Source organism: Salipiger bermudensis (assembly GCF_019801965.1).
GTDB lineage: Bacteria > Pseudomonadota > Alphaproteobacteria > Rhodobacterales > Rhodobacteraceae > Salipiger > Salipiger bermudensis_A.
The window spans coordinates 235,561-261,664 of record NZ_JAHVIA010000005.1 but is presented as its reverse complement, the minus strand read 5'-3'; the positions used below and the strand labels follow the sequence as shown (position 1 = coordinate 261,664).

The window sequence follows — 26,104 nt, the reverse complement described above, 5'->3', positions numbered from 1 at the left end:
TCGTCGGCCCTGAGTGCGGCCCTGGGAAGCGCGCGCGACGGCACCGTCGGGTATTGGAATGGGCTGCCGAGCCGCGTTTCCCGGGTCGAGGGCCGCGATACCTGGGATGCGATCAAGGCGCTTGGCACGGCGCCGCGACGGGCGGTGATGGATCAGGCGATCCAGAGCCTCTACGGCGTGCAGTTCGGAAGCAGCGAAAAGGCCAACACGACCGGCGAGGTGAGTTTCCAGGGCGAGACACTGGTGTCGCTGACGCGCCCGACCATCGATGTGCTCGAGAAAAAGCAGCTCGGCTACCTGCGCGCCGCGGCGGATCTGCGCTACGACCGGCTGTCAGAGATCCGTGTCGAGACCAGCAACATCCAGTCGTTTTTCGCCAGTGTCAGCTACATGTCGTCCGCCGCCACCAAGTGGCAGCTGGCGCTGACCCAGGCGGTGTTTCGGCTCTGCACCCATATCGAGATGCCGGTGAAGCTCGGCTTCGACGTGCCGCGCCCGATCACGCTGGCCTATCAGGTGCAGCCGATCATCCAGACACCGGGCCACGGGGCCTGGCCGAGCGGCCACGCCACCGAGAGCTTCGCCGCCGCCACGCTGCTCAGCCGGCTGTGCTACAACGAGTCCGAGCCGCTCGTGCCGCGTGACCTGATCGCCAAGCAGACGCCGTTCTACCGGCAGGCCGAGCGCATCGCCATCAACCGGACCGTCGCGGGGGTGCATTACCCGACCGACAGCATGGCCGGCGCGGTGCTCGGGGTGAGCATGGCCGAAGCGTTGGTCAACCTGCTCGACGGGCGCGAGGAGACCACCGCCCGCAGCTTCGACGGCAGCGCCTACGCGGGCGATTTCAACCTTGCGGTGATGTCGGAGGAGATCGGCAAGGACTCGGGCGTGATCCGCGAGACGACGATCAAGATCGATCCGTCGGTGGTGCCCGATTGGCTGCGCAAGATGTGGCAGAAGGCCCTGATCGGAGGATGACGCGTGTTTAACCAGTGGGGCCGCGGTTGCGGCCTGTGTTTGGTGAGTGGTCGGGGCCCGATGGCCCCGGCCCATTTCTTTGCGCCGCGGGCCGCCGGCTCAGGTGGTTACCACGTGGCTGCCGAGCCGCGCCCGGTCGGCCTCGGCGACCGGCGTCAGGGTGACCCGTGCGGTATTGAAATCGCTCAGATGCGGCGTCGTCGCGTTGGCGACAAGCTGCGGCGCCGAGAGCGCCAGCGCGCGGCTCAGCCGACCGGCGGCGGCGCTGGTGCCATTGAGGAACCGCGTGCTGCCGCTCAGCGTGCCGCAGCCCTTGACCCCGCCGCGCAGGAAGCTGCGGTCGGCGATGGTCGAGACCGTCGGGCCGGGCACCGACCACGACGCGCCTTCGCCGCAGTAATCCGACGGCGGCAGCCGGTCTTGCTGCAGGTCGCGGCGCACCGCGCCAACATGGAACACCTGCCGAGTCAGCGCCGTCGCCAGCGCATTGTGGCTACCGGCATACTTGAGCGCGCTGTCCGGGGTGAGCTGGGTGTAATCGTAGAATTCCGCGTTCCAGCCATAGCCCTCGGGGCTCTCGAAATAGCTCTGCCGGGCGCCGGCGCGATAGCCCACGAGGCTGTCGTCGCGCTGCACCTGCAGCTCGAGCGTCAGCGCCGCGTTGCCGTGGTAGCGCAGGTCGAGGCGCCAGGCGCCCGACGGCACCAGCGGCTCGAGATCGCAGGAGGCGGTGGGGCCGAGGGCCAGCAGGTAGAAGGCGGGTTGCACGGTCTCCGGGTCGAGCCGGTGCTCTGGCACGTGGTAGATGCGCGCCACCACCTGATCGCCCTTGGTCAGGTTGCGGATCTCGCCGGGCTGCATCGCGCAGAGACCGGAGGCGAGCCCGTCGGGGGTCGTCAGTCCGACCTCGAGCGCCGCAAGCGGCTGTCCCGGTTCGGCGCGCAGCTCGATATAGCTCTCGGTGCGGTCGCCGGGCTGGACGCGCCAGTCGATGCCGCTGTCGGTGGCGCTACGGGCCTTGGTGGCGGGGTAGGAGAGGCCGGCCACCAGCCGCTTGCGGTAATCGTTGCCGAAGGACCAGACCACGCGCACCGGCTGCCCCTTGACCTGCTCCCAGAACCGCGCCTCGCGGGCGACCTGGTACTCGGCGAAGCGCGTGCCGTCCTTGGGCCCGGCCAGCATGCCCAGCGACAGGTTGATGATCACCGGGGCCTGCGGATCCATGACCTCGGCCCGGCGCAGCACCCAGCGCACCGCGTCGACGAGATAGCTCTCGAACTTGGTGCCGGAGGTGTCGGCGATGGCCTGCGGCGGAAGCTGGACGCCGAGCAGCGGCCAGTCGCGGGCGGGATCGGCCGCGTCGTCGGGCTCGCAGCCGGCGGCAAGATCGAGCACATGGGTGCCGTGGCTGGTGCCGAAATCGGTCGAGCGGCGCGCATCGGCCCGCGCCAGGCGGGCGTTGATCGCGGTGTATTCGCCGGTCTCGTTCAGCCCTTCGCGCGCCAGCAGCGCATCGATCTGCCGGCGCTCGAGCACCTCTCCGAGACAGGCGCTGTGATCGCGCTTGCCGGCCCGCTCCAGCGCTTGAAGCCAGATCGCCTCGAAGCGCGTGCGCAGGTGGCCGGCGTCCCGGGCATGCCGCGCCTTGCAGAACCGGGCGTTGAGGAAGCCGATGCCGTCGTCGATCACCGCGACGATCGGCTGGCCCTTGCGCGCGGTATCGTCCGCATCGCTCGCCGCCACAAGCTCCTCCGCCGCGGCGGCGTAGCTGGCAGCGCTCGGGTCGAGCGCCACCGGCGTGCCGTCGTCGAGCACCTCGAAGAGATCGTCATAGGCATCGCCGGGCGTGCCGAGGGCGCGGTAGATCGGGTATTCGTCGGGCAGGCCGGCATCGGGGTCGGGCGTGTGACAGCGTCGGCGCAGCCCTCTCAGCTCGAAGGGCTCCATCAGCAGCGGCGACTCGGCATCCTCGACCAGCGCCTTCAGCCGCTCGCGCTGCCGCAGCGCCGAGTCTGCGCCGTCGCCGTCGCGCAGGCGCACGAAGAGCGGCTCGAAGACATCGCTGCCGACCGGCGGCTCACGGCGCTGCCGCATCATCCAGGAAAAATCCACGTAGGGATCGTGAAACGCGGAGATTTCGGGGGCGTGCCACGTGAGCGTCATGAACGGATCCTCGCGAAAGACTTTAAAACTATAAGGGTAGCAAAGCCGAGCCCCGCCAATGCGTCAAGCGAGCGGGCAGGGCGGGGCGGGGGTTTTGCGCAATATTCACGCGCTGATCGGATGTGCGTCTTTGCGTTCGTTAGGGAATTCCCGCGAGACTCACGCGGAAATCGCGGAACAATCACGCTGCATTCACGCGTGCCGGTCACATTGTCCCTACGTCACGTCATCCAAGACGGCCCGCAGAAAGGCCGTCAGAGACAGGGAACACCGCCATGAGCAACGGGAACGAACATCAACCGAACGGCCTGCGCATCATCGATGGCGGCCTTCGTCCCGGCGCGGCGGCCAATGTGCAGCTCCAGCTCCCGACGGCGCCGCGCATGGGGCCGGCCGAGCTCGCGGCGGAACTGGCTGAGCTCTACGCGATGGCGCTTGTTCGTGATCTGCCGTTCGCGCTGATGCAGGATCCCCATTGCGAGATCTGGATCGACGCGAGCACCCGGTTCACGCTTCACGAGTTGCTTTGCGAGCTGCGCTCGCTGAGCTGGTTTAACGATCAGGCCCTCCCCGTTCCCGGGCCTGTGGAGACGGTCCTTTGCTCCCGGGCCGTCTGCGGGGACGCTGACCATCGCCGCACCCTGCGGTTGAATGGCGATGGTCAGCTGACCCTTCGCAGCCTGTTTCGCGGCGTCGTGGCGCATCGCGGTCCGACGATCCGCCTGTCGACCCTGCACGCCACCGATCACCGCAGCCCGTCCGAGACCGAGCCCTGCAGCGCGCCCGAGGCCGATGCCCCGATGTCGCGCTGGCTCGATTACATCGAGCGCTGCTCGGGTGCATCGCTGGCCGCGCCGGCGCCGGGCGATCCGCAGCCCGAGGCGCTGATCACCCCGCGCGCGCTGGCCGAGCGGCTGCACGGCAGCCATCCTTGCCGGATCTATTTCAACGCCGCGCTGCGCCTGCTGGCGCGGCAGGCACCCCTCGATCCCGGTCTCGAGGGCATCGCCCCCTCGGCGCGGGTTTCGGCCCAGACGCTGCTGTCGATGATGGCCGATTGCGCCGAGCGGGCCTTCACCGCGGCGATGCGGATGCAGGGCCGGGCCGACCGGCTGAGCCGGCCCGGCGTGACCGCGGCGCGGATCACGGCGCTGTTGGCCAGCGAGGACCAGCCCTGCGGATCGGACGGCGACATCGCCGCCTGCGCCGAGGAACTCGCGGGCAAGACGCCGCAGCTCCTGCACTGGGTCGACCGGATGAACCGGGCGCAGGGCCGGACGGCTCGCGGCCGCAGCGATCTTCACCTTCCCTCCCTGCGGGCCGACCTGCCGCCACACCGGGCCGATCATGTCGCCAAGGTGGTGGTGGCCGGCGCGCTCTCGACGCTGCTCAAGGCGGTGTTCGACAGCCGCCGCCACGCCCGGCTGCGCATGGTCGGAAGCTCGGGCAGCGGCATCGATATCGGTGCCGAGGCCGACCGGCTTGCGGGCGACGTGGCGCTGGCGCGCTCGGTGACCGGCAGCGCCTACCAGGCCGAGAATTTCAACGATCTGCGGCTCGGCGAAGCGATCGCCTGTCAGGTCCTACGTAGCCGCTTCGAGGCGCAGGGGCAGGGGCTGTCGATGGGCTTCACCAATTTCGACGGCCGCCTCGTCGACCTCGCGGTGCATGCGCATGGCGGCTCGGGTCACGCCACCTTCCGGCTCGACGGCCGTCTCGCGCCCTGGCCGATGGAGGCCAGCCGCAACGCCAGCCACCTCGCGGTGGTCTGAGCATCGGCCGGGCGGCTTGACCCGTATCAAGGCGTGGCCTCCTGCGGGGTGAGAGACTGCCCGGCATAGCAAGGGGAGAGTCTCATGCGACGCATCATCATCACAACTCTGGCGCTTGCCGCGCTCGGCGCGGCGGCTGCGGCGCAGGATGCCGATATCGGCCGCGGGCTCTATCACACCCATTGCGCCACCTGCCACGGGCTGGAAGGGCGGGGCGACGGTCCGATGGCCGGGGTGCTGCTGATCAAGCCGGTCAACCTGACCGAGCTCTCGGCGGCCAATGGCGGGGCCTTCCCGCTCGAGCGCATCGTCAAGCGCATCGACGGCCGCGATCCTCTGGTCAGTCACGGCTCTCCGATGCCGGTCTATGGCGATTTCTTCGAGGGCGTGTTCGACGTCCCGATCAAGACGCCCGCCGGGCAGCCGGTGCTGACCTCGGGGCCGGTGGTCGATCTGGTGACCTACCTGCGCGAGATCCAGAAGCCGGACTGATGGGGAGGACCGAGATGCGCGCCTTGGCCGGGCTGCTCGTTCTGGCGCTCGCGATGCTCGCCGTCCCGGCGGGCGCGCAGGAATTGCGGATCGAGATCGATCTCTCCGAGCAGGAGATGACGGTGGTCGAGGGTGGCCTCGCCACGCATGTCTGGCCGGTCTCCACCGCGCGGGCCGGCAAGTGCACCCCGCTTGGCACCTTCACGCCCTACCGGCTCGAGCGGATGCATTATTCGACCCTCTACGACAACGCGCCGATGCCGTGGTCGATCTTCTTCAGCGGCAATTACGCGATCCACGGCACGACGGCGGTCGACCGGCTGGGTACCCCGGCCTCCGCGGGCTGCGTGCGGCTCGAACCGGGCAACGCCCGGCTGCTGTTCGACGCCGTGCAGGAGACCGGCTTCGAGCAGACGCGGATCGTCATCACTCCCTGAGCGGCGTCGCTCAGCGGCAGATGCCCTCGGGCTGGATGCCGCGCCACGGCACCAGCACCTCGGGATCGTCCAGCACCGCCTCGAGCCCGGCGACCGGCATCTCGGCCGAAATCATCTCGCGCAGCCGCGCGGTGCGCGGCGCGTCCGGGTCGAGCACGTGGCAGCAGACATATTCCTCGACGATGGCGCCCTGCTGCTCGAAGCCGTGATCGAGGAACCGGGCGCTGTTCTCGGGATCGAACAGGTAGGGATCCTCGGAGACGCGATGCTCGCGCGCGGCCTTCAGCGGCGAATAGCCGGTGCGGGCGCGGTTCTCCCACTGCCAGACATGGGTGGCCTCATGCGCCAGCAGCATCGCGTCGGCCAGGTCGATGCGCTCGGGATAATCGGGCACGAAATCCTCGCGGTAGAGATCCTCGCGGTAGAACACGTGGCGGAACAGGGTCATCGCGCCGGGCGAAACGGTGACGGTCTCGCCGCGCGAGGGCGGCCACATGCGCTCCATGCAAGTCAGCCGCGGGCGGATCGGGCGCTGGTAGGTGATCTGCCCGGCCCAGAGCCCGTCATGGAAGCGGATGCGCTCGCCGTCGAAGCCGGGCCCCTGCATGGCGGTCAGGAACGAGACCTCGTTCTCGGTCAGGGGACGGCCGCAGGCGGCGATCAGGAGGCACAGGGAGAAAACCAGGATACGCATGGGCCGATAGGGGCAGAGGCTGGGGGCGGGCGCAAGCGCCGTTTCACAAGGGGCTCACTCGGCGGCGGCGTGGCGCTTTTCGACCATGCCGGAGGAGGAGATCTCGAGGATCAGCTTGCGCTTCACCGCTTCGGCAAAGCTGGTGCGGTCCTCGGCGGTGACCACGAAGGCGCCGAGCCCGCCAATGATGCGCTGCTCGTAGATCGCCTCGAGCCCGCCCTGCGCGCGGCCCGGATCGTCAGGGCGCAGGATCGGCAGGGCGTTGATGGTGATGCCCTTCGCGAGCACCGCGTCGCGGGCCTGCTCGATGGGCGGGCCGGACCAGTTTCCGGCGCTGTCGCCGGAGAAGTCGATCACCTTGCGCCAGCCGTCGATGTCATTGGCCTCGATCTGCCGCGCCGCCTCGAGCAGCGCCGAGCCGATGGCGTTGCGCCCGAATGCCATGCGCGGGGTGGTCAGGAGCTGGTCGGCGAACTCCTGTGCGTCCTCGGCATCGCGGATGCGCATCCATTTCACCACCTGCCCCTGATGCGCGGCCCACTCCATGTAGGTCACCGCGATCTCGCCATAGGCGGTGTTGGCGATGGCGGCGAGCACCGCCGGGTCGGTCATCGCCTGCGCGTAGCCCTCGCGCTGGAACATCAACTCATCGGGCGAGATCGAGCCGGAGCTGTCGGCCAGCAGCACCAGCTCGAGATCGGTGTCCTGTGCGAGCGCCGGGGCGGCGAGCAGCGAGAGGGCGAGGGCGAGGCGGCGCATGGGCGTGGCTCCATCGTGGCGATGGGGTGAGGCTAGCCTCGCGCGGGCAGTTTCGCGAAGCGTTGCCTGCGGCGCCTGACGCAGATGTGAGCGAGTCGCTTGCGCAGTGCCGCGCGGCTCACCAGCCTGCCGCGTCGCGCTGCCAGTCCTGCACCGCGGCGAGGGTCGCATCATAGACGGCGCGGCCAAGCGCGTGGCCTGCGGCGGTGTGCTTGCCGGCGAAGGCGGCGGAGCCCGCGGGGGCGGCCACGGCGATGCAGTCGGTGCCGGTCCCGGTGGCGGGCCCGGTGGGCAGCAGCGTGCCCGCGTCGAGCACGGCGGCGGTGCGGGCCTCGGCCACGAGGCTCAGCGCCTCGATGAGGGCGGTCTGGCCGAGCGGGCACGAGAGGCGCAGCGCGATGTTGATGGTGCCCCAGTCCTTCGCCGGTTGCAGCCAGGTCTGCGGCAGGCGGCTGCCGATGCGCTCGGCATTCGACAGGCCGGCGGTGACCACGGCGGTGGCGGTGACGCCGCCTTCGGTGGCCTCGGCGGTGCGGTGGGCCTCGAGCTTGCGCGAGGTCAGGAAACAGACGGCGTCGGTGGCCCTGCGGTCCTCGAGCTGGGCTTCGAGCCAGGCGATGGCGTCGAGATCCTCCGACAGGTCGGCATTGCGCACCTCGCGCCACAGGATGCGGCGCGCCTCGACCAGCCCGCCATTATGTGGCGCGAAGCTGAGGACCTGGTGTGGCTGGCAGAGATCGAAGGTCAGCCAGGGCGGGGAGAGGGTGAGCATGGGCGGCCCGAGTGGTTTCAGGCCTTTTTGAAACCTGTCGAGCCCGCGGGTGCAAGCCTCGATCCTCACGCCTGCGCGGAATCAAGGCCGAAGGCCGCCGCGCCATCGCCGGCCCGCCCCCCGGGCTGGCGATTTGGTGAGGCCTGATGCCGCGTGTCGAGGTCTTTCGGACGTGGCCGGGATAAATCGAGAGGATCGGAGGTTGCATCGCCATCCCGCGGGCCGGCGATGGCGCGGCGGCGTCGAAGGCGGTTCACTGGCTTTCGCACTAGCAAAACAGGTCATCTCCATCACGGTCGATCGATCATCGCCCCTGCGCGGAATCAAGGCCGCAGGCCGCCGCGCATCGCCGGACCGCCCGCACGGGCCGGCGATTTGGTAAGTCTTGGTGCCGCGTGTCGAGGTCTTTCGGACTTGGCCGGGATAAATCGAGAGGATCCACGCCTGGGCGCCGCCCCGCGGTCCGGCGATGCGCGGCGGCGCCCAGGCGGTTCGCGGGGAAACTGGCCGGGCAGTCAGGCCCGCTCACACATCCAGCTCTTCAACGAACCGGGCGTTTTCCTGGATGTACTGGAAGCGCAGCTCCGGCTTCTTGCCCATCAGGCGCTCGACCAGATCGCCGGTCTCGCCGGGCTCGTCCTCGTCGATGGTCACGCGGATCAGCTTGCGCGTCGCCGGATCCATCGTGGTCTCTTTCAGGTCCTTGGCATCCATCTCGCCCAGACCCTTGAATCGCTGCACGTCGATCTTGCCCTTGCCGCCAAGGCCCTTCTTCAGCATCTCCTCCTTCTCGGCATCGTCGGCGACATAGATCCGCCGCGCGCCCTGGGTCAGCCGGTAGAGCGGCGGGCAGGCCATGTAGAGGTGGCCCTGGTCGATCAACGGCCGCATCTGGGTGTAGAAGAAGGTCATCAACAGCGCCGCGATATGGGCGCCGTCGACATCGGCGTCGGTCATGATGATGATCTTGTCGTAGCGCAGATCGTCGATGTTGAACTTGGTCCCGAGCCCGACGCCGAGCGCCTCGCAGAGATCACGGATCTCGGCGTTGGAGCTGAGCTTGTTCGAGGCCGCGCCCAGCACGTTGAGGATCTTGCCCTTGAGCGGCAGCAGCGCCTGGGTCTCGCGGAAGCGCGCGCCCTTGGCCGAGCCGCCGGCCGAGTCGCCCTCGACGATGAACAGCTCGGTGCCCTCGCGGTTCTTGGCGGTGCAGTCGGTGAGCTTGCCCGGCAGGCGCAGTTTCTTGGTGGCCGACTTGCGCGCGGTCTCCTTCTCCTGACGGCGGCGCAGGCGCTCCTCGGCGCGCAGCACGAGGAAATCGAGGATCGCCCCGGCGGACTTGGTGTCGGCGGCGAGCCAGTTGTCGAAATGGTCGCGCACCGCGCCCTCGACGAGGCGCTGCGCCTCGGTGGTGGCAAGGCGGTCCTTGGTCTGGCCGACGAATTCCGGCTCGCGGATGAAGCACGACACCAGCGCGCAGCCGCCGGTGAGCAGGTCGTCGCGGGTGATCTGGCTGGCCTTGCGGTTGTTGACCAGCTCGCCATAGGCGCGGATGCCCTTGAGGATCGCCGACCAGAAGCCGGCCTCGTGGGTGCCGCCCTCGGGGGTGGGGACGGTGTTACAGTAGGACTGGATGAAGCCGTCGCGCGAGGGCGTCCAGTTGATCGCCCATTCGACTTTGCCGGGCGTGCTGAACTTCTCCTTGAAGTCGACGGTGCCCGAGAACGGCTTCTCGGAATAGGTCGAGGAGGCGCCCAGCGTCTCGGTCAGGTAATCGGCAAGGCCGCCGGGGAAGTGGAAGGTGGCCTCGGTCGGGGTTTCGTTGTCGTCGATGGCGGATTTCCAGCGGATCTCGACGCCCGAGAACAGGTAGGCCTTGGAGCGCACCATCTTGAACAGCCGCGCCGGCTTGAAGCGGTGATGGCCGAAGATCTCCTCGTCGGCATGGAAGGTCACCGTGGTGCCGCGCCGGTTCGGCGCCGCGCCGACCTTCTCCACCCCGCCTAGCGGGATGCCGCGCGAGAAGCGCTGCTCGAACAGCTCCTTGTTGCGCGCCACCTGCACGACCATCGAATCCGACAGCGCGTTGACCACCGAGGCGCCGACCCCGTGCAGGCCGCCCGAGGTCTCGTAGGCGTCGCCGGAAAACTTGCCGCCCGCGTGCAGGGTGCAGAGGATCACCTCGAGCGCCGACTTGCCCGGGAACTTGGGGTGCGGATCGATCGGGATGCCGCGGCCGTTGTCGCGGATGGTGATGGCGTAGTCGGCGTGCAGTTCGACCTCGATGCGGTTGGCGTGGCCGGCAACGGCCTCGTCCATCGAGTTGTCGAGCACCTCGGCCACCATGTGATGCAGCGCCCGCTCGTCTGTGCCGCCGATATACATGCCCGGCCGCTTGCGGACCGGCTCGAGCCCCTCGAGGACCTCGATGGAGGAGGCGTCGTATTCGGGGGTATCGGTTGCGGCGAGAAGATCGTCGGCCATGGTGCGCTGCTCGTTCTGATCGTTGATTGGCAGGGATTATGGCAGAGCGGAACAGCCGCGAAAAGGGTCCGCGCGGCGTCGGCCCCCACGATCATGGGGGAAAGCCTGTGGATTACGCCGGATCTTGTGGCGCGAGCTGCGCCCAGTGCTCGCCCATGGCGACGATGCAGGAGGTGCCGGAGGCGTAGGCGATGACCATGGTCCAGTCGCCCTGCGCATCGGTCCAGAGCTCGACCACCTCCTCGGGATTGCGCAGCCCGGTCGACGAAAGCGTGGCGCCGTAGCGCTTTGCGAGGCGTTCGGTCATCTGGGGTGCCGGTTCGCAGAGCACCTCGGCAATCGGCGAGGCTGCGAGGGCAGGGGCCGGGAGCAGGACGGGAATCAGGGCGAGGATGCGCATACCCGGAAGTGTAACAGAGGTATGACAGGGAGCTGCGCGAAAATCGCGCAAGCGGCTGCGCGCGGCGGAGCGGCCGCGCGGCGGGGTCATGGGGCAGGGGCAGGCGTCACCGCCCGGGGCTCAGAACGCCTCGGGGCGTGCCTCGCGGGCCATGTGATCGAGCACGGCGTTGACGAAGCGCGGCTCGCGGCCCTCGGGGAAGAACGCGGCGGCCACCTCGACATATTCCGAGATCACCACCTTGGGCGGGGTGTCGCTGTCGACGAGCTCGGCGCCGGCGGCGCGGAACAGCGCCCGCAGGGTCGGGTCGATACGGGCGATCGGCCACTTGGCGACCAGCGCGCGGTCGGTCATCTGGTCGATCCTGGCCTGCCAGTTGACCGCCGACGAGGTGATCTTGCCGAACAGCGTCACGTCGCCCTCGAGCATCTCGACGCCTTCCTCGATCTCGGCGCCGAAGCGGTAATCGACGAATTCGCGCTGCACCTTCTCGACGGTCACGTCCCCCGCTTCCATCTGGTACAGGGCCTGCACCGCGTAGAGCCGCGAGGCGGATTTCATCCGCCGCTTCTGATTGCCCGAGAGGGCCGGGGGGGTGTCCGGGGTGGTCATGCGCTGTCGTTTCCTCGTGAGGCGCCCGCGATCTGATACTCGTCGCGGGACGGGACGAATCCCACCCCCTTGCGGGCGCCGCCCCACCTACGGGCCAGCGCGATCAGATGCAAGGCCGCAGCGGCGGCGCCGCCGCCCTTGTTCTGGCCCGCCGCCTCGGCCCGGGCCCAGGCCTGATCGTAGTTCTCGACCGTGAGGATTCCGTTGCCGATGCACAGGCCCTGAAGCCCCAGCAGCGTCAGCCCGCGCGAGCTGTCGTTGCAGACGGTGTCGTAATGGGTGGTCTCGCCGCGGATCACGCAGCCGAGCGCCACGTAGCCGTCGAAGTTCGACATGCGCTCGGCGATGCCGATGGCCGAGGGCACCTCGAGTGCGCCCGGCACCTCGATCACCTCGTGAAAGCCGCCCGCCGCCTCGATCTCGGCGGTGGCGCCGGCGACCAGCTGCTCGGCGATCTGCTTGTAATAGGGCGCCACCACGATGAGGATCTTGACCGGCTTGTCGAATTCCGGACGCGGCAGGGTGTAATGCTCTTCGTTCGAGGCCATCAGGCGTCTCCGATCTTGCGGGTGCCGACGATCTCGAGCCCGTAGGCATCGAGCCCCACTACCTTGGGGGTCGGCGAATTGGTCAACAGCACCAGCTTCGACAGGCCGAGCGACGACAGGATCTGCGCGCCGAGCCCGTACTGGCGCAGCGTCTTGGGCGAGCTGCCTTCCTCGGGATCGAGCTTCATCGCGGTGTCGCGCAGCAGCACGACCACGCCGCGGCCTTCCTCGGCCACGGTGGTCATGGCGTCGCGGAACTCGTTGGCGCGGCCGGCATGGCCGGTGCCGGCGATGTCGAGCATCGGGTCGAGCGCGTGCATCCGCACGAGCACCGGCTCGTCGGTGGTGAGGTCGCCTTTGGAGAGCACGATGTGCTCATCGCCATGGGTGGTGTCGGAGTAGATCCGCATGTCCCACTCGCCGCCGAACTCGGAGGTGACGGTCTGCGAGCGCTCGACGCGCACCAGATTGTCGTGGCGGCGGCGATAGGCGATCAGGTCGGAGATCGTGCCGATCTTGAGCCCGTGCTTCTGCGCGAAGGAGACCAACTCGGGCAGGCGCGACATCGAGCCGTCCTCGTTCATGATCTCGCAGATCACCCCGGCGGAATTGAGCCCGGCAAGGCGCGACACGTCGACCGCCGCCTCGGTATGGCCGGCGCGCACCAGCACGCCGCCCGACCTGGCGCGCAGCGGGAAGACATGGCCCGGGGTCGCAATGTCGGCGGCGCCCTTGGAGGCGTCGATCGCCACGGCGATGGTGCGGGCGCGGTCGGCGGCGGAGATGCCCGTGGTGACGCCCTCGCGCGCCTCGATCGAGATCGTAAAGGCGGTCTCGTGGCGCGAGGAATTGTTGGTCGACATCAGTTCGAGCCCGAGCTGGTCACAGCGCTCGGCGGACATCGACAGGCAGATCAGGCCGCGCCCGTGGGTGGCCATGAAGTTGATCGCGTCGGGGGTGGCCCATTGCGCCGGGATCACCAGATCGCCCTCGTTCTCGCGATCCTCGTGGTCGACCAGGATGAACATGCGCCCGTTGCGCGCATCTTCGATGATCTCCTCGATCGGGGAGATTGCATCCTTCCAGTCCGATTCGACCGGGCCGGGGCTTTCGAAATCCGCCATCTCGTCACCTTCTGTCTGGTCCCTGCCAGATAAGAGATGCGGGGCAAAATGGCTAGGGCAGTTTTGCGGAGAGATAGGAAGGGGCGCTGCCCCTCTGCCGCCCGCGGGGCGGCATTCACCCCGAGGTATTTGTGGAACCAGAGAAGATGCGTGGGAGGCGCTTTGGGGGCGGCGCGAGTTGAGGCGGCAGAGGGGCGCTGCCCCTCTGCCGCCCGGGGCGGCATTCACCCCGAGGTATTTTTCAACCAGAGAAGATGCCGGGGAGGCGCGGGGGGCGGTGCAGGTCAGTCGAAGATGTCGTCGAGCAGGTCGAAGAGGCCCTTGGCCGCCTTCTTTCCGAGGCTCTTCTTCCGGCGTTTCTTCGGGGCCTTGCGCAGGGCCTTGGCGCGTTTCTTCGCCTCGGTCTCGGAGGAGGTCGGGCGGTGGCGCGGCGCGTCGCGGTCGACGGCCTCGGGGCGCAGCTGCTTGAGCTCGTGCAACGGCGCGCCGCAGGAGCCGCAGGCGAGCTCGTGCCGGCCGGGCGCGAGGACGAGCGCGGCGCGGGTGCCGCAATAGCTGCAGGTGGCGATCTTGGTGCTGGGCATCGGCTCGATATGGGCGCGGCAGGCGCGCCCGGCAAGGTCAGGTCATGTCAGGCCGGGGCGGGCGGCGTAGAGCGCCACGGCGGCGGCGTTGGAGACGTTGAGCGAGCCGAAGCCGCCGGCGAAATCGATGCGCACCAGCCTGTCGACCGTGGTCTTGGTCTTCTCCCGCAGCCCCGGCCCCTCGGCGCCGAGCACCAGCGCCACCGGGCGGTCGCGCATGCCTTCGAGCGCCTGCTCGATGCTGACTTCGGCCTCGCCGTCGAGCCCCAGCACCAGGTAGCCCATCTCCTGCAGGGCGCGGATGCTGTCGGCAAGGTTGCGCTCGCGCAGGTAGGGCTGGCGCTCGAGCGCGCCCGAGGCGGTCTTGGCCAGCGCGCCGGTTTCGGGGGCGGAATGGTGCTGCACGCCGATCACCGCCTGCGCGCCGAACACTTCCGCCGAGCGCAGGATGGCGCCCACGTTATGCGGATCGCTCACTCGGTCGAGCAGCACCAGACGCGGCGGGCGGTCATCGTCGCGCAGGGCGACATCGGCCAGTCGGCCCCAGTCGAGCGGCTTGACCTCAAGCGCAGCGCCCTGGTGCACCGATTGCGGATCGAGCGGCGCGCCGAACTTGCGCGGGTCGTGGATCTCGGGCGTGACGCCGGCCTCGGCCACCGCGTCGGCGAGCTTGGCCTCGGCATTGGGAGTGAGGATCAGCCGCAGCTTTTCGCGCCGGGGATTGAGCAGCGCATCGCGCACCGCGTGCAGGCCGAAGAGCCACACCGTCTCGGCGGCGCGGGCCTTTTTCGCCTGTTCCTTCTCGACCACCCATTTCGGTTTCTTGACCATCTCGCGCCTCTCTTCCTGCGGTCCCGTTCCCTTGCCTTTCCCTTGTCTCCGCCGCAAGGGATTTTCCTGTTGACGCCGGTTTGCGCCTTTTGTAGTCAGCGCCACACGCCGGCGGCGCCGGTGAGAAAGTGGGCGACAGGCCGCAAGGTGTGGCAGGGGACTGTAACTCCCTCGCGGAGACGCACGCTAGGTTCGATTCCTAGGTCGCCCACCACTTTCTCCTCCAGAAAACCTCCCGAGACTTACTATTTTTTCAGCGATCGGCGCGCTTTTGGCCGGCTGGTGCGGTCGCGTTCTGCGCGCTTGGCCGAGACGCTTCGGGCGCGCAGCCTGCGATGGCCTGACCGCAAGCCTCGGCTCGCGGCGACTCGGCGCCGGGAAAACCGGCAGACGGCGCTCGCATGCGGGCGGCTTGTATCTTTTTGCGAGATAAGTGTTGTGACGTTACACGCATAGCGACAGTATTGCTGGTCGAGAGGCCTGCGATTTCGCGCCCTCGCGTAGGGGCTGCGCGGCGGGAAGGTGTGCCACGGGTCCGCGCTTGCCGAGTGCACGCCAGGCCGCTGCCGCGACCGGGGTGGGCCGGGCCGACAGACTGAAACGCGCCCGCGCTGCCTTGCCGCGGGCGAGACGGCCGGAAGGATGCCCGGGTGATCGAAGACCTCGCTGACAGGGGACAGCCCGGCGACACGCGCGACATCACGCGGCACTGCGACGTGGTGGTGATCGGGGCCGGCACGCTCGGCCTGCCCACGACGGCGTTGCTGGCGCGCGAGGCCGGGAAGCGGGTGATCTGTCTCGAATCCGGCGGCGAACAGCAACAATCAGAGACCCATCCGCTCAATGCCATCGACGGGGCGAGCCGGGGCTATCGCGGGGCCGCGCATGGCCGGTTCCGCTGCCTTGGCGGTACGTCGAGCCGCTGGGGCGCGACGCTGATCCCGTTCCAGCAGGCCGATCTCGAGGGGGCGGGCTGGCCGTTGCGCCTGAACGAGCTCACGCCGCATCTTCCGGCGGCGGAGCGATTCTTCGGGCTCGATCACAGCGCCTATGACGCGTCCGATCTGCCGGTCGCGCTGGGGCCGACCCATGTCGCTAGGCTGGCGAAGATGCCGTCCTTCCGTCACCGCAACGTCGCGCATCTCGTCGGCGACGAGCTGCGGCAGTCGCGCCGGGCCGAGGTCTGGCTCAACGCCACGGTGATCGGGCTCGACGCGGATGCCGGCGGCGCCGGCGTGCAGGTCCGGGCGCGGGCACCGGAGGGGCAGACGCTGACGGTCAGCGCGCCCCGGCTGATCATCGCCGCGGGCGCGATCGAGACGACGCGGCTGGCGCTGCTGCTGGATCGCGGCTGCGACGGCGAGATCCGCCGGACGAGCCCGGATCTGGGGCGCTTTTTCACCGATCACATCTCGCTGCCCGTCGCCGATATCGAGCCGCTGAACCGGGCGGCGCTGAACCGCATCGTCGGCTATCGCTTCGGCGCGTCTGGCAGCATGCGCAACCTGCGCTTCGAGCTGGCGCCGCAGAGCGCAGCGCGGCGCGAGGCGCCTCCGAACTTCGCCTATGTCGGTTTCGAGCCGCCGCGAACCGGCGGGTTCGAGGCGCTGCACGGGCTGTTCAAGAGTGTCCAGATAGGGCAATTGCCCCCTGCGCGTGTCGTGGGGGAGGGGCTGCGGCACCTGCCCTGGCTGATCCGTGCGGCCTGGTGGCGGCTGGCCTACAAGCGGCTGCTCTATCCCTCCGAGGTGCCGCTGCAGGCCTATATCGTCGCCGAACAGCGCGCGGACCGGGGCAATCGAATCAGCCTGAGCGAGACCCGCCGCGACCAGTACGGCGTGCCTCTGCCGGTGCTCGACTGGAGGCTCGCCGATGCCGATTACGATGGGCTGGAGCGCGCGGCGGCGCTGCTCGAAGAGACCTGGACCGGCAGCGGGCTGGCGCGGCTCGGGCGCTTCCGGCGCCGACCGGTCGGCCGCGCCACAGCGCGACCTGCGGACAATTACCATCCCACCGGCAGCACCCGGATGGGGCGGGATGCGTCCTGCGGGGTGGTGGACCGCGATCTGCGGCTGTTTGCCAGACCGCAGGTGCAGCTGCTCGCGACCTCGGTGCTGCCCACCGGCGGCGGCGCCAATCCGACGCTGATGGCCTTCCTGCTGGCGCTGCGCTGCGTCGAACAACATGCGCAGGCCCAGCCCCACGGGCGCAAGACCGGCGCGGCCCGCAGCGCGGCGGCGCGATGAGCCTCTAGCGCCGCGGCGCGATGGCGATGCGCTGGCGGATCTCGCCGGTCGCGCGGTCGAAGATCAGGATCTCGTCGTCGGCCGTCACGACGGCATACCAGTCGCTGCCTTGCGTGTACGCAGTGGCGCTGGCGCCATCGGGCAGCGTGATGATCTCGGGCAATGGCGCGCGGGTGGTGCGGTACTGGATGACAATCATCGCGAGGATCGCTAGAAGCCCGGCGATCATCACGCCCGTCAGCACGGTGACCAGCAGGCGCAGGAAGCGCAGGTTGGCCGGCTCGGGCAGCTGCTCGTCGGGATCGGGAGTCTGGGACATGGACAAGGCCTTGCGCGTCATCATCGGGGAAGCCCCGCCTGCGCGCCTTGATAAGGCGCTGGCGCGCGATGTGCCAGAGGCAGCGGCGCTGTCGCGGACCCGGCTTGCCAAGCTCATCGCCGAGGGCGCGGTCACGCGCGGCGGCGAGGTGCTGAGCGACCCCAAAGCCAAGGTCGCCGAGGGCGACGAGATCACCATCACCATGCCGCAGGCCGAGGACAGCCACATCGGCCCCGAGGACATCCCGCTCGACATCGTCTGGGAGGACGAGGACCTTGTCGTGGTCAACAAGCCCGCCGGAATGGTGGTGCACCCGGCGCCGGGCACGCCGACGGGCACCCTGGTCAATGCGTTGCTGCACCATTTCGGCGGCAGGCTCTCGGGCGTCGGCGGCGTGGCGCGGCCCGGCATCGTGCACCGCATTGACAAGGACACCAGCGGGCTTCTGGTGGTGGCCAAGTCGGACCGGGCGCATCACGGGCTCGCGGCGCAGTTCGAGGCGCACAGCGCCGACCGCGCCTACCGGGCGATCTGCTACGGCGTGCCCAACCAGGGCGATCCGCGGCTGCTGGGCACGCGTGGCGTCTCGGTGGAGCCGGGCGGGGTGCTGTGCATCCAGTCGGGGCTGGCCCGGCACAAGACCGACCGGCAGCGGCAGGCGGTGTATTTCGACGGGCAGGGGCGGCACGCGGTGACCCGTGCGCGGGTGCTCGAGAGCTTCGGCATGCCGCCCGCCATGGCGCTGCTCGAATGCCGGCTCGAAACCGGGCGGACGCACCAGATTCGCGTCCACATGGCCCATGCCGGGCACGGTCTGGTCGGCGATCCGGTCTATGGCGGGCGCCGCAAACCGCCGGTGAAGGCGATCGGAGAGGCGGCTGCCGCGGCGGTCGCGCGGTTCGACCGGCAGGCGCTGCACGCGGCCGAGCTCGGCTTCGAGCATCCCGCCAGCGGCGAGCGCCTGCGCTTCGAGGCGCCGCTCCCCGCCGACATGCAAGCCCTGCTCGAGGTGCTGCGTACCGTCGAGTGACGCGATTGTGTGTGCCTATGCGCACACAATCCTCGCCATCTGGGCCGTTTACGTGCGCCCTGCACATATGTCATCAAATTCCCAACCGCGTGAGCGCGGCATTTTGGCGGACCCGTCCGACGGAAAGCTGCGTTAACGTCGTATCAACGTCTCAAGGTGACACACCTTGCAAACCAGTGGTGGCGCTCCCATATGGGATGTTAAGCCCCGTAACATTGGAGGAACCGGGCACGTGAGCAACGTGAGCAAATATGCCAATCTGCCGGCACCGTCCCCAGAGGCGGGCCTGAGCCGCTATCTGTCCGAAATCCGGAAGTTCCCGCTTCTGGAGCCTGAAGAAGAATACATGCTGGCCAAGCGCTGGGTCGAGGATCAGGACGCCGAGTCGGCACACAAGCTGGTCACCAGCCACCTGCGCCTCGCGGCCAAGATTGCCATGGGCTACCGGGGTTACGGCCTGCCGCAGGCCGAAGTCATCTCGGAGGCCAATGTCGGCCTGATGCAGGCGGTCAAGCGCTTCGACCCCGAGAAGGGCTTCCGTCTGGCGACCTACGCGATGTGGTGGATCCGCGCCTCAATCCAGGAATATATCCTGCGCTCGTGGTCGCTGGTGAAACTCGGCACGACCAGCGCGCAGAAGAAGCTGTTCTTCAACCTGCGCAAGGCCAAGAGCCGCATCGGCGCACTCGAGGATGGCGATCTGCGCCCCGAGCACGTGGAAAAGATCGCCACCGATCTCGGCGTCTCGGAAGACGAGGTCATCTCGATGAACCGGCGCCTGTCGGGCGGCGACGCCTCGCTCAATGCCACCGTCGGCAGCGATGACGAGAGCTCGATGCAGTGGCAGGATTGGCTCGAGGACGAGAGCGCCGACCAGGCTGGCGATTACGCCGAGCGCAACGAGCTCGAGGCACGCCGCACCCTGCTGGCCGAGGCGATGGATGTGCTCAACGAGCGCGAGCGCGACATTCTCACCCAGCGCCGCCTGGCCGAACAGCCGGTGACGCTGGAGGAACTCTCGGGCGTCTACGATGTCAGCCGCGAGCGCATCCGCCAGATCGAGGTCCGCGCCTTCGAGAAGCTGCAGAAGCGCATGCGTGACCTCGCGCAGGAGCAGGGCATGCTGGCCAGCGCCTGATCCGACACTCTGTTCTTTAAATGGTGCCGCGCCCGTCTTCTCCGGAAGGCGGGCGTTTTCTATTGGCAGGATTTTCCGCCAGGATTTTCAAGCGGCGCCCTGAGCTCCGGGTTGCGCGCGCGCCGCGTAGCGCTACCGTCGGAGTGGACGAAGAAGGAGCATCACGATGGCCGATCACCTGCGCTGGGGCATCCTGGGTGCCGCGAACTTTGCGCGTCAGCACATGGCGCCCGCGATCCACGCGGCGCGCGGCGGGGCGCTCTCGGCCATCGCCACCTCCTCGCCCGAGAAGGCCGCGCCCTTTGCCACCTTCGCTCCGGGCCTGCGGATCTTCTCGGACTACGACGCGCTGCTGGCCGATCCCGAGATCGACGCGGTCTACATTCCGTTGCCCAACGCACTGCATGTCGCGTGGAGCGAGAAGGCCGCCGAGGCCGGCAAGCACGTGCTCTGCGAGAAGCCCATCGCGATGGAGGCCGTCGGCATCGACCGGCTGATCGCGGCCCGCGACCGCACCGGCAAGCTGATTGCCGAGGCCTGGATGATCGCGCATCACCCGCAATTCGCCAAGGCGCGCGCGCTGATCCAAGATGGCGCGCTGGGCAAGTTGGTGCGCATCGACTCGACCCACAGCTTCTTCAACGACGATCTCGACAACATCCGCAACCGCCCCGAGACCGGCGGCGGCGCGCTTGGCGATATCGGCATCTACGCCTTCGGCTCGATCCGGCTGATCACCGGGCAGGAGCCCGAGCAACTGCTCGCGGTCGAGACCGACTGGACCAACGGCATCGATGCCACCACCCACATCATGGTCCGCTTCCCGGAGTTTCTCTACACCGGGCGGGTTTCGATGCGGGCGGCCCCCTGGCAGGAGATCGTGGTGCATGGCGAGCGCGCGGTGATGCGCCTGCCGGTGCCGTTCAACGTTCAGGTCTTCGGGCAGGCCTCGCTCGAGCTGCACCGTCCGGGCGGCCATGTCGAGACCTGGCGCTGGCCGGCCGAGAACCACTACGTTCTGCAGGTCGAGGCGTTCAACCAGGCGGTGATGGAACAGGCCGATTGGCCGTTGCCGCTGGAATTCTCGCGCGGCACGCAGGCCTGGATCGACCAAATCCTCGCGGCGGCACGGAGCTGACCTCCGGCTTCGTGCTTGCACGCAAAGGCTTTTCTTTTTTTCTGCGCTCGCATAGGCTTTCGCTGCAACGCTGCATGCCAGGGAGGGCACCGAGTGGCCGACACGGAAAAACCGCTGCTGATCAAGCGCTATGCCAGCCGGCGTCTCTACAACACCGAGACCAGCGATTACGTCACGCTGGAGGACATCGCGGGCTTCATCCGCGATGGGCGCGACGTGCAGATCGTCGACCTGAAGTCCGGTGATGACCTGACCCGGCAATACCTGCTGCAGATCGTCGCCGAGCACGAGAGCCGCGGCGAGAGCGTGCTGCCGATCAACGTGCTCACCGATCTGGTGCGCAGCTACACCACGCAGGCGACCTCGGCGGTGCCGCAGTTTCTTGCCGCCTCCTTCGAGATGTTCCGCGACAGCCAGTCGAAATGGGCCGAGAGCATGAGCTCCAACCCGATGATGCCGAAGATCCCCGGCCTCGAGGCGATGCAGGCCCAGCAGGAAGCGTTCCTGAAGGCGATGACCGGCAACATGAGCAAGCAATGGTCCGGCCCCGAAGCCGAGGGCGAGCAGCCGGCCAAGGGCGAAGAGGAAGACCTCGACGCCATCAAGAAGCAGCTGGCCGAGCTGCAGAGCAAGCTCTCCAAGATGAACAAGTGAGCCGTGCCCCTCGGGGCGCCGGGCTCCGGCGATAACGAAAGACGGGCGGGGAATTCCCCGCCCGTTTCGCGTTCGTGAGTGGTCTTGGTCGTGAGTGGTCTCAGGTGCCGTAGGCGCGGGTCTCGCCCATCACCGCCTCGGCGGCATTGACGAGGATATCGGCCACCTGGGCGCAGTCCTCGAGCGTCAGCCGCGCCGGCAGGCGGGTGTCGCAGGCGCGCTCGAGCATGGCGCGGGTCTGCGGCAGCTCGGGGATCTCGCGCAGGAACTGCCAGTTCCAGAAGGCTCGGGCATTGTCGGAGGACAGGCCGAAGACTTGCACCTTGACGCCCATCTCGGCGGCGGTCTCGGCGAAGGCGCGCATCTCCTCGCGGTCCATGTTGACAAGGTTGAACTGCAGCGAATCCGGCGCGCGCTCCTCGCGGGCGAGCTTGGCCGGCACCTCGATCCAAGGGCTCATCCCAATGCGGGCGGCGACGAAATCATGGTTGCGACGGCCATCTTCGACCCGGCGCGCCACGTGAGGCAGCTGCGGGCGGATCACCGCGGCGGAGAGGTTCGACATGCGCAGATTGTAGAGCGGCAGCCGGTTCTGCCAGCGTGCAAAGGCCTGTTCGAGATCGGCGCGGTTGTCGCCGCGGGCCATGTGCTTTTGCCAGTTGTGCTCGTAGGCGCCCGACAGGATCACCGCCTGCGCTACCACGTCGGCATCGTCGGTGATCAGGATGCCGCCCTCGCCGGCATTGACCAGCTTGTAGCTCTGGAACGAGAAGCAGCCGATCTTGCCGATGGTGCCGATGTTGCGCCCGCCCCAGACCGTGCCGAGGCTGTGCGCCGCGTCTTCCACGACCGGGATGCCGCGCGCATCGCAAAGCGCCATGATCGCGTCCATGTCGGAGGTGTGGCCGCGCATGTGGCTGATGATGACAGCCTGTACGCCGCCGAGCTTGGCCTCGAAATCGGCCATGTCGATGCGGTAGTTGTCGCCAACCTCGCAGAGCACCGGCACGCAGTCGGCATGGACGATGGCCGAGGGCACGGCGGCGAAGGTGAAGCCGGGGATCATCACCCGCGAGTCGCGGGGCAGGCCGAGCGCCTTCAGCGACAGGAACAGCGCCGCCGAGCAGCTCGACACCGCCAGCGCGTATTTCGCGCCCAGCATCGCGGCAAACTCGCGCTCGAGCAGCGCCACCGGCGCATCCTCGGGGGCGGTGTAGCGGAACAGGTCTCCGGAGTGCAGGAGCCGGTCGATCTCGGCGCGGGCTTCCGCGGGGATCGGCTCTGCATCGTGCATGTTGGGCAAGCTGCTCATATTTCAAAATCCTGAATGTCGTATTCTGGAAATCTTAAACACCAGTTCTGTGACAGCCAAGTGAAAACCGCCCCCCGGGGGGAGCGGTCTGCGTGCTGGTCGTTGCGGAAAGGTCGCGGTTCAGAGCCCGATGCGGTCGCGCAGCGCGAACCAGGTCATCGCGAGCGTCAGCAGCGGGGTGCGGAAGGCGGGCCCGCCGGGGAAGGGCGGGACGGGCAGGGCGGCCATGGCGTCAAAGCCCTGCGACTGGCCGCGCACCGCCTCGGCCAGCAGCCGTCCGGCATGCACGGCGGTGCCGACACCGTGGCCGGAATAGCCCGAGGCGCTGAGCACGTTGGGCGCCAGCCGCGCCAGGAAGGGCAGGCGCTTCATGGTGATGCCGAGCGTGCCGCCCCAAGCATAGTCGAGCCGCACGTCCTCGAGCTGCGGGAAGATCTCCAGCATCGGCTTGCGCACCTTGGCCTTGATGTCGGCGGGGAATTTATAGCCATAGCTCTCGCCGCCGCCGAACAGCAGCCGCCCGTCATGGCTGAGCCGGAAGTAGTTGACCACGTGGCGCGAGTCCGCCACCGCGATGTCGCGGGTCAGCACCTCCGCGGTGCGCGCGCCCAGCGGCTCGGTGGCGGCGATGAAATTGTTGATCGGCATGACCCGCCGCGCCACCCGCGGCTGCAGCTTGCCGAGATAGCCGTTGCCGGCATAGATCACGTGGTCAGCGCGCACCGAGCCGCGCTCGCAGCGCACCACGCAGTCCGCACCCTCCTGCACGCCCGTCACGAAGCTCTGCTCGAAGATCCGCGCGCCGGCCCCGGCGGCGGCCTTTGCCAGCCCCTGCGAGAAGCGCAGCGGATGCAGATGCGCGGCCCCCATGTCGACCACGCCGCCGCAATAGTCGGACGAGGGGCAGATGGCGCGGAAGCTCTCGGCATCGTGGCGCTCGATTCCATACCCATAATGCACGCCCATGTGCTCCGCGTACTCGTGCAGATGCTGCACCTCGCCGGGCCGCGAGCCGCACCACGCCACGCCGTCGCGCAGGTGGCAGTCGATGCCATGCTTCGCGATCAGCTCGCGCACCAGGTCCTTGGCCTCCTCGCCCAGATCCCAGTACTTGCGCGCGTCCTCGCGCCCGAGCATCTCCTCGAGCGTCAGCTGGTCCTGCCGCTGGCCCGAGCCCAGCTGCCCGCCATTGCGCCCCGAGGCGCCAAAGCCCACGCGGTGCGCCTCGAGCAGCACCACGTCGAGCCCGGCCTCTGCCATGTGCAGCGCCGCCGAGAGCCCGGTGAACCCCGCCCCGATGATGCAGACATCCGCCCGCGTCTCGCCCTCGAGCGCCGGGAAGGCCCCGAGATCCATCGCGGTGGCGGCATACCAGCTCTCCGGGTAGTGCCCCCGGCGGTCATTGGAAAACAGCAGGTCCACAAGCCAGCCCTTCTCTTCGTCAAAAATACCCCGGGGTGAATTGGCGCGCAGCGCCAAGAGGGGCAGCGCCCCTCCCGCCCCCGGCCAAGAGGCTCAGACGTTGAGCAGCAGGTGCTCCCGCTCCCACGGGCTGATCACCGAGAGGAACTCCTCGTATTCCGCCCGCTTCACGATCGAGTAGACCCGGGCGAAATCCGGCCCCATGACCTGGTGCAGCGCCTCGGCCTCGTCCCAGAGCTCGAGCGCCGAGCCGAGCACGCGCGGGATATCACCCTCGCCCTCGTAGGCGTCGCCGCGGAACTGCTTCGACGGGCGGCGCTCTTCCATCAGACCGAGATAGCCGCAGGCCAGCGAGGCGGCGATGCCGAGATAGGGGTTGCAGTCCATCCCCGCGAGCCGGTTCTCGACGCGGCGGCTCTCCGGCCCCGAGAGCGGGATGCGGATGCCGGTGGTGCGGTTGTCGCGGCCCCATTCGAGGTTGATCGGGGCGGCGTGGTCGCGCACGTAACGGCGGTAGGAATTGACGTAGGGCGCCATCACCGCCACCGCCGCCGGCAGGTGGGTCTGCAGCCCGCCGATGAAGTGGTAGAAGGCATCGGTCTCGCCGCCCTGGGGCCCCGAGAAGATGTTGCGCCCGGTCTCCTTGTCCATCACCGAGTGGTGGATGTGCATGGCCGAGCCCGGCTCGTCGGCGATCGGCTTGGCCATGAAAGTGGCGAAGCAATCGTGCCGCAGCGCCGCCTCGCGGATCAGCCGCTTGAAGTAGAACACCTCGTCGGCGAGCTTGACCGGATCGCCATGGCGGAGGTTGATCTCGAGCTGGCCGGCACCGCCTTCCTGGGTGATGCCGTCGATCTCGAAACCCTGCGCCTCGGCGAAATCGTAGATGTCGTCGATCACCGGGCCGAACTCGTCGACCGCGGTCATCGAATAGGCCTGGCGCGCCGCGGCGGGGCGGCCCGAGCGGCCCATCATCGGCTCGATGTCCTTGGCCGGGTCGAGGTTGCGGGCGACGATGAAGAACTCCATCTCCGGCGCCACGATCGGCTCCCAGCCCTGCTCCTCGTAGAGCTTCACCACCCGCTTCAACACGTTGCGCGGTGCATACTCGATCGGATCACCGTGCCGGTCATAGGCATCGTGGATAATCTGCAGCGTCCAGTCCCCGGTCCAGGGCGCGGCGCTGGCCGTGCTCATGTCGGGCTTCAGGATCATGTCGCGCTCGATGAAGCCTTCCTCGCCGGCGGCCTCGCCCCATTCCCCGGTGATGGTCTGGAAAAAGATCGAGTCGGGCAGGTGGAAATAGGCCTGCCGGGCGAATTTCGACGCCGGCACCGCCTTGCCGCGGGCGATGCCCGGCAGGTCGGAGATGATGCACTCGACCTCGTCGAGCCTGCGGCCCTCGAGATAGGCGGCGGCGGCTTCGGGCAGGTTGGCGGTCCACTCAGAACTCATAGCCGCTTCTCCTTGAAGAACCGCGCGAATTGCGCGCCGATTTCGCCGCTGTCGAGCGGCATCTCGAGCTTGGTCTTGGCGTCGTCGATCAGCTCGGCCGGGACCACGCCCGGGGCGCGGTGCTGGATCAGGCTGTCGACGTAGTTGCGGCGGAACTCGGGGTGCGGCTGCACCGTGTAGGCGTGGCCGGGATAGAGGATCGCGGCGTTGCGGCACTTCTCCGATGAGGCCACCACCTCGGCCCCGGGCGGCAGCTCGGTGACCTGGTCCTGGTGCCAGGCGTTCACCAGCCGCGTGCTGTCGGGATACTTGTAGAGCGTCGGCCCGATGACCCAGCCCTTGTCGGATTTCTCGACCTTGCCGCCAAGCGCCTGCGCGATGATCTGGTGCCCGAAGCAGACCCCGATCAGGGGCTTGCCGGCGGCGTGGATCGCCCGGATCAGCTCTTCGAGCGGGGCCATCCAGGGGTGATCCTCGTAGGCGCCGTGGCGCGAGCCGGTGATCAGCCAGCCATCGGCCTCCTCAGGGCCCTCGGGGAAGTCGCCATTGACCACCTTCCAGGTCTCGAAGGCGAAGCCGTGCCCGTCGAGCAGGGCGTGAAATTGCGTGTCGTAGTCCCCGACTTCCTCGAGGATCACGTCCGGGACGAGCCCGGGTTGCAGAATGCCGATTTTCATGAAGCACCGATGTCGTTTGTGGGCCGGAGGGTAGTCCTGCCGCCCGGGGGCGGCAAGAGG

25 protein-coding genes and 1 tRNA gene are annotated in these 26,104 nt (G+C 68.4%); 10 read left to right on the top strand and 16 right to left on the bottom strand.

All coding sequences use genetic code 11. The annotated features are described in order from the left end of the window. Window positions 1-147: 147 nt before the first annotated feature. The gene (locus KUV62_RS13075) at window positions 148-981 is read left to right on the top strand and encodes a phosphatase PAP2 family protein (RefSeq protein ID WP_222604149.1); all 834 of its coding nucleotides are present in this window, start codon (window positions 148-150) and stop codon (window positions 979-981) included. 99 nt (window positions 982-1,080) lie between these two features. Here the strand turns inward: KUV62_RS13075 and KUV62_RS13070 are convergent, their stop codons facing one another. Continuing rightward, window positions 1,081-3,144: a S8 family serine peptidase gene (locus KUV62_RS13070; RefSeq protein WP_222604148.1), complete on the bottom strand. Its 2,064-nt coding sequence runs from the start codon at window positions 3,142-3,144 to the stop codon at window positions 1,081-1,083. Window positions 3,145-3,419: 275 nt separating this feature from the next. Here KUV62_RS13070 and KUV62_RS13065 point away from each other — a divergent pair, with 275 nt between their 5' ends. From KUV62_RS13065 to KUV62_RS13055, 3 genes are all read left to right on the top strand, one after another. Continuing rightward, window positions 3,420-4,916 carry a bromoperoxidase gene (locus tag KUV62_RS13065; protein ID WP_222604147.1) on the top strand — a complete coding sequence of 499 codons (1,497 nt, stop codon included), beginning with the start codon at window positions 3,420-3,422 and terminating at the stop codon, window positions 4,914-4,916. Between the two features lie 84 nt (window positions 4,917-5,000). Then, window positions 5,001-5,408, top strand: a complete 408-nt coding sequence (locus KUV62_RS13060) for a c-type cytochrome (protein WP_222604146.1) — start codon at window positions 5,001-5,003, stop codon at window positions 5,406-5,408. A gap of 14 nt (window positions 5,409-5,422) precedes the next feature. Next, window positions 5,423-5,845 carry a L,D-transpeptidase gene (locus KUV62_RS13055; protein ID WP_222604145.1) on the top strand — a complete coding sequence of 141 codons (423 nt, stop codon included), beginning with the start codon at window positions 5,423-5,425 and terminating at the stop codon, window positions 5,843-5,845. 10 nt (window positions 5,846-5,855) lie between these two features. On the opposite strand, the gene KUV62_RS13050 is transcribed toward KUV62_RS13055, so the two are convergent. The 10 genes from KUV62_RS13050 to rlmB all read right to left on the bottom strand — a co-directional run bounded on the left by KUV62_RS13050 (window position 5,856) and on the right by rlmB (window position 14,653). Next, the gene (locus tag KUV62_RS13050; RefSeq protein ID WP_222604144.1) at window positions 5,856-6,539 is read right to left on the bottom strand and encodes a hypothetical protein; all 684 of its coding nucleotides are present in this window, start codon (window positions 6,537-6,539) and stop codon (window positions 5,856-5,858) included. Window positions 6,540-6,593: 54 nt separating this feature from the next. Next, on the bottom strand, window positions 6,594-7,298 hold the full coding sequence (locus KUV62_RS13045; protein ID WP_222604143.1) for a DUF1194 domain-containing protein: 705 nt from the start codon (window positions 7,296-7,298) through the stop codon (window positions 6,594-6,596). Window positions 7,299-7,416: 118 nt separating this feature from the next. Continuing rightward, complete coding sequence (locus KUV62_RS13040) at window positions 7,417-8,070, bottom strand: adenosylcobinamide amidohydrolase (protein WP_222604142.1); 654 nt, start codon at window positions 8,068-8,070, stop codon at window positions 7,417-7,419. Between the two features lie 525 nt (window positions 8,071-8,595). After that, window positions 8,596-10,554 carry a DNA topoisomerase IV subunit B gene (parE, locus tag KUV62_RS13035; RefSeq protein ID WP_222604141.1) on the bottom strand — a complete coding sequence of 653 codons (1,959 nt, stop codon included), beginning with the start codon at window positions 10,552-10,554 and terminating at the stop codon, window positions 8,596-8,598. A gap of 112 nt (window positions 10,555-10,666) precedes the next feature. Next, window positions 10,667-10,861, bottom strand: a complete 195-nt coding sequence (locus KUV62_RS13030; RefSeq protein ID WP_261395619.1) for a hypothetical protein — start codon at window positions 10,859-10,861, stop codon at window positions 10,667-10,669. Between the two features lie 213 nt (window positions 10,862-11,074). Next, a complete protein-coding gene (nusB, locus tag KUV62_RS13025) occupies window positions 11,075-11,566 on the bottom strand; it encodes a transcription antitermination factor NusB (protein WP_222604139.1) in 492 nt (163 codons plus the stop codon). Further along, on the bottom strand, window positions 11,563-12,114 hold the full coding sequence (locus KUV62_RS13020) for a 6,7-dimethyl-8-ribityllumazine synthase (protein WP_222604138.1): 552 nt from the start codon (window positions 12,112-12,114) through the stop codon (window positions 11,563-11,565). Before KUV62_RS13020 ends, nusB begins: the two co-directional genes overlap by 4 nt. Then, complete coding sequence (gene ribB / locus KUV62_RS13015) at window positions 12,114-13,238, bottom strand: 3,4-dihydroxy-2-butanone-4-phosphate synthase (protein WP_222604137.1); 1,125 nt, start codon at window positions 13,236-13,238, stop codon at window positions 12,114-12,116. Before ribB ends, KUV62_RS13020 begins: the two co-directional genes overlap by 1 nt. A gap of 284 nt (window positions 13,239-13,522) precedes the next feature. Continuing rightward, the gene (locus KUV62_RS13010; protein WP_222604136.1) at window positions 13,523-13,822 is read right to left on the bottom strand and encodes a hypothetical protein; all 300 of its coding nucleotides are present in this window, start codon (window positions 13,820-13,822) and stop codon (window positions 13,523-13,525) included. A gap of 42 nt (window positions 13,823-13,864) precedes the next feature. Next, on the bottom strand, window positions 13,865-14,653 hold the full coding sequence (gene rlmB, locus KUV62_RS13005) for a 23S rRNA (guanosine(2251)-2'-O)-methyltransferase RlmB (RefSeq protein ID WP_222604135.1): 789 nt from the start codon (window positions 14,651-14,653) through the stop codon (window positions 13,865-13,867). 130 nt (window positions 14,654-14,783) lie between these two features. On the opposite strand from rlmB, the gene KUV62_RS13000 reads away from it, so the two are divergent. Both KUV62_RS13000 and KUV62_RS22825 read left to right on the top strand, forming a co-directional pair. Next, window positions 14,784-14,867 (top strand) — tRNA-Tyr (locus tag KUV62_RS13000). A 436-nt stretch (window positions 14,868-15,303) separates the two neighbouring features. Next, window positions 15,304-16,899, top strand: a complete 1,596-nt coding sequence (locus KUV62_RS22825; RefSeq protein WP_222604134.1) for a GMC oxidoreductase — start codon at window positions 15,304-15,306, stop codon at window positions 16,897-16,899. A 4-nt stretch (window positions 16,900-16,903) separates the two neighbouring features. Here KUV62_RS22825 and KUV62_RS12990 read toward each other — a convergent pair whose 3' ends face one another. Continuing rightward, a complete protein-coding gene (locus KUV62_RS12990) occupies window positions 16,904-17,218 on the bottom strand; it encodes a DUF6476 family protein (protein WP_222604133.1) in 315 nt (104 codons plus the stop codon). Here KUV62_RS12990 and KUV62_RS12985 point away from each other — a divergent pair. The 4 genes from KUV62_RS12985 (at window position 17,217) to phaR (ending at window position 21,178) form a co-directional block, all read left to right on the top strand. Then, on the top strand, window positions 17,217-18,248 hold the full coding sequence (locus tag KUV62_RS12985) for an RluA family pseudouridine synthase (RefSeq protein WP_222604132.1): 1,032 nt from the start codon (window positions 17,217-17,219) through the stop codon (window positions 18,246-18,248). The two genes, KUV62_RS12990 and KUV62_RS12985, sit on opposite strands and share 2 nt — an antisense overlap. A 241-nt stretch (window positions 18,249-18,489) precedes the next feature. Beyond that, entirely contained in the window at window positions 18,490-19,386 is an 897-nt protein-coding gene (gene rpoH / locus KUV62_RS12980; protein ID WP_222604333.1) for an RNA polymerase sigma factor RpoH, read from the top strand. A 166-nt stretch (window positions 19,387-19,552) separates the two neighbouring features. Beyond that, window positions 19,553-20,524 (top strand): Gfo/Idh/MocA family protein, encoded by a 972-nt coding sequence (locus KUV62_RS12975; protein ID WP_222604131.1) that lies wholly within the window; start codon window positions 19,553-19,555, stop codon window positions 20,522-20,524. Between the two features lie 93 nt (window positions 20,525-20,617). Then, window positions 20,618-21,178 (top strand): polyhydroxyalkanoate synthesis repressor PhaR, encoded by a 561-nt coding sequence (gene phaR / locus KUV62_RS12970; RefSeq protein ID WP_222604130.1) that lies wholly within the window; start codon window positions 20,618-20,620, stop codon window positions 21,176-21,178. Window positions 21,179-21,278: 100 nt separating this feature from the next. On the opposite strand, the gene KUV62_RS12965 is transcribed toward phaR, so the two are convergent. The 4 genes from KUV62_RS12965 to KUV62_RS12950 form a co-directional block, all read right to left on the bottom strand. Further along, complete coding sequence (locus KUV62_RS12965) at window positions 21,279-22,490, bottom strand: DegT/DnrJ/EryC1/StrS family aminotransferase (RefSeq protein WP_222604129.1); 1,212 nt, start codon at window positions 22,488-22,490, stop codon at window positions 21,279-21,281. 120 nt (window positions 22,491-22,610) lie between these two features. After that, window positions 22,611-23,912 carry an NAD(P)/FAD-dependent oxidoreductase gene (locus KUV62_RS12960; protein ID WP_222604128.1) on the bottom strand — a complete coding sequence of 434 codons (1,302 nt, stop codon included), beginning with the start codon at window positions 23,910-23,912 and terminating at the stop codon, window positions 22,611-22,613. A gap of 93 nt (window positions 23,913-24,005) precedes the next feature. Beyond that, window positions 24,006-25,367, bottom strand: a complete 1,362-nt coding sequence (locus KUV62_RS12955; RefSeq protein WP_222604127.1) for a glutamine synthetase family protein — start codon at window positions 25,365-25,367, stop codon at window positions 24,006-24,008. Beyond that, window positions 25,364-26,044, bottom strand: coding sequence for a type 1 glutamine amidotransferase (locus KUV62_RS12950; protein WP_222604126.1), 681 nt, complete (start codon window positions 26,042-26,044; stop codon window positions 25,364-25,366). Before KUV62_RS12950 ends, KUV62_RS12955 begins: the two co-directional genes overlap by 4 nt. Between the last annotated feature and the right edge of the window lie 60 nt (window positions 26,045-26,104).

Excerpts from the sequence above, each read along its gene's own strand:
- KUV62_RS13075 (WP_222604149.1), top strand. The coding sequence starts at position 148 with ATGGATCAGGCGATCCAGAGCCTCTACGGCGTGCAGTTCGGAAGCAGC.
- KUV62_RS13070 (WP_222604148.1), bottom strand. The coding sequence starts at position 3,144 with ATGACGCTCACGTGGCACGCCCCCGAAATCTCCGCGTTTCACGATCCC.
- KUV62_RS13065 (WP_222604147.1), top strand. The coding sequence starts at position 3,420 with ATGAGCAACGGGAACGAACATCAACCGAACGGCCTGCGCATCATCGAT.
- KUV62_RS13060 (WP_222604146.1), top strand. The coding sequence starts at position 5,001 with ATGCGACGCATCATCATCACAACTCTGGCGCTTGCCGCGCTCGGCGCG.
- KUV62_RS13055 (WP_222604145.1), top strand. The coding sequence starts at position 5,423 with ATGCGCGCCTTGGCCGGGCTGCTCGTTCTGGCGCTCGCGATGCTCGCC.
- KUV62_RS13050 (WP_222604144.1), bottom strand. The coding sequence starts at position 6,539 with ATGCGTATCCTGGTTTTCTCCCTGTGCCTCCTGATCGCCGCCTGCGGC.
- KUV62_RS13045 (WP_222604143.1), bottom strand. The coding sequence starts at position 7,298 with ATGCGCCGCCTCGCCCTCGCCCTCTCGCTGCTCGCCGCCCCGGCGCTC.
- KUV62_RS13040 (WP_222604142.1), bottom strand. The coding sequence starts at position 8,070 with ATGCTCACCCTCTCCCCGCCCTGGCTGACCTTCGATCTCTGCCAGCCA.
- parE (WP_222604141.1), bottom strand. The coding sequence starts at position 10,554 with ATGGCCGACGATCTTCTCGCCGCAACCGATACCCCCGAATACGACGCC.
- KUV62_RS13030 (WP_261395619.1), bottom strand. The coding sequence starts at position 10,861 with ATGACCGAACGCCTCGCAAAGCGCTACGGCGCCACGCTTTCGTCGACC.
- nusB (WP_222604139.1), bottom strand. The coding sequence starts at position 11,566 with ATGACCACCCCGGACACCCCCCCGGCCCTCTCGGGCAATCAGAAGCGG.
- KUV62_RS13020 (WP_222604138.1), bottom strand. The coding sequence starts at position 12,114 with ATGGCCTCGAACGAAGAGCATTACACCCTGCCGCGTCCGGAATTCGAC.
- ribB (WP_222604137.1), bottom strand. The coding sequence starts at position 13,238 with ATGGCGGATTTCGAAAGCCCCGGCCCGGTCGAATCGGACTGGAAGGAT.
- KUV62_RS13010 (WP_222604136.1), bottom strand. The coding sequence starts at position 13,822 with ATGCCCAGCACCAAGATCGCCACCTGCAGCTATTGCGGCACCCGCGCC.
- rlmB (WP_222604135.1), bottom strand. The coding sequence starts at position 14,653 with ATGGTCAAGAAACCGAAATGGGTGGTCGAGAAGGAACAGGCGAAAAAG.
- KUV62_RS12985 (WP_222604132.1), top strand. The coding sequence starts at position 17,217 with ATGGACAAGGCCTTGCGCGTCATCATCGGGGAAGCCCCGCCTGCGCGC.
- KUV62_RS12990 (WP_222604133.1), bottom strand. The coding sequence starts at position 17,218 with ATGTCCCAGACTCCCGATCCCGACGAGCAGCTGCCCGAGCCGGCCAAC.
- KUV62_RS12975 (WP_222604131.1), top strand. The coding sequence starts at position 19,553 with ATGGCCGATCACCTGCGCTGGGGCATCCTGGGTGCCGCGAACTTTGCG.
- KUV62_RS12965 (WP_222604129.1), bottom strand. The coding sequence starts at position 22,490 with ATGAGCAGCTTGCCCAACATGCACGATGCAGAGCCGATCCCCGCGGAA.
- KUV62_RS12955 (WP_222604127.1), bottom strand. The coding sequence starts at position 25,367 with ATGAGTTCTGAGTGGACCGCCAACCTGCCCGAAGCCGCCGCCGCCTAT.
- KUV62_RS12950 (WP_222604126.1), bottom strand. The coding sequence starts at position 26,044 with ATGAAAATCGGCATTCTGCAACCCGGGCTCGTCCCGGACGTGATCCTC.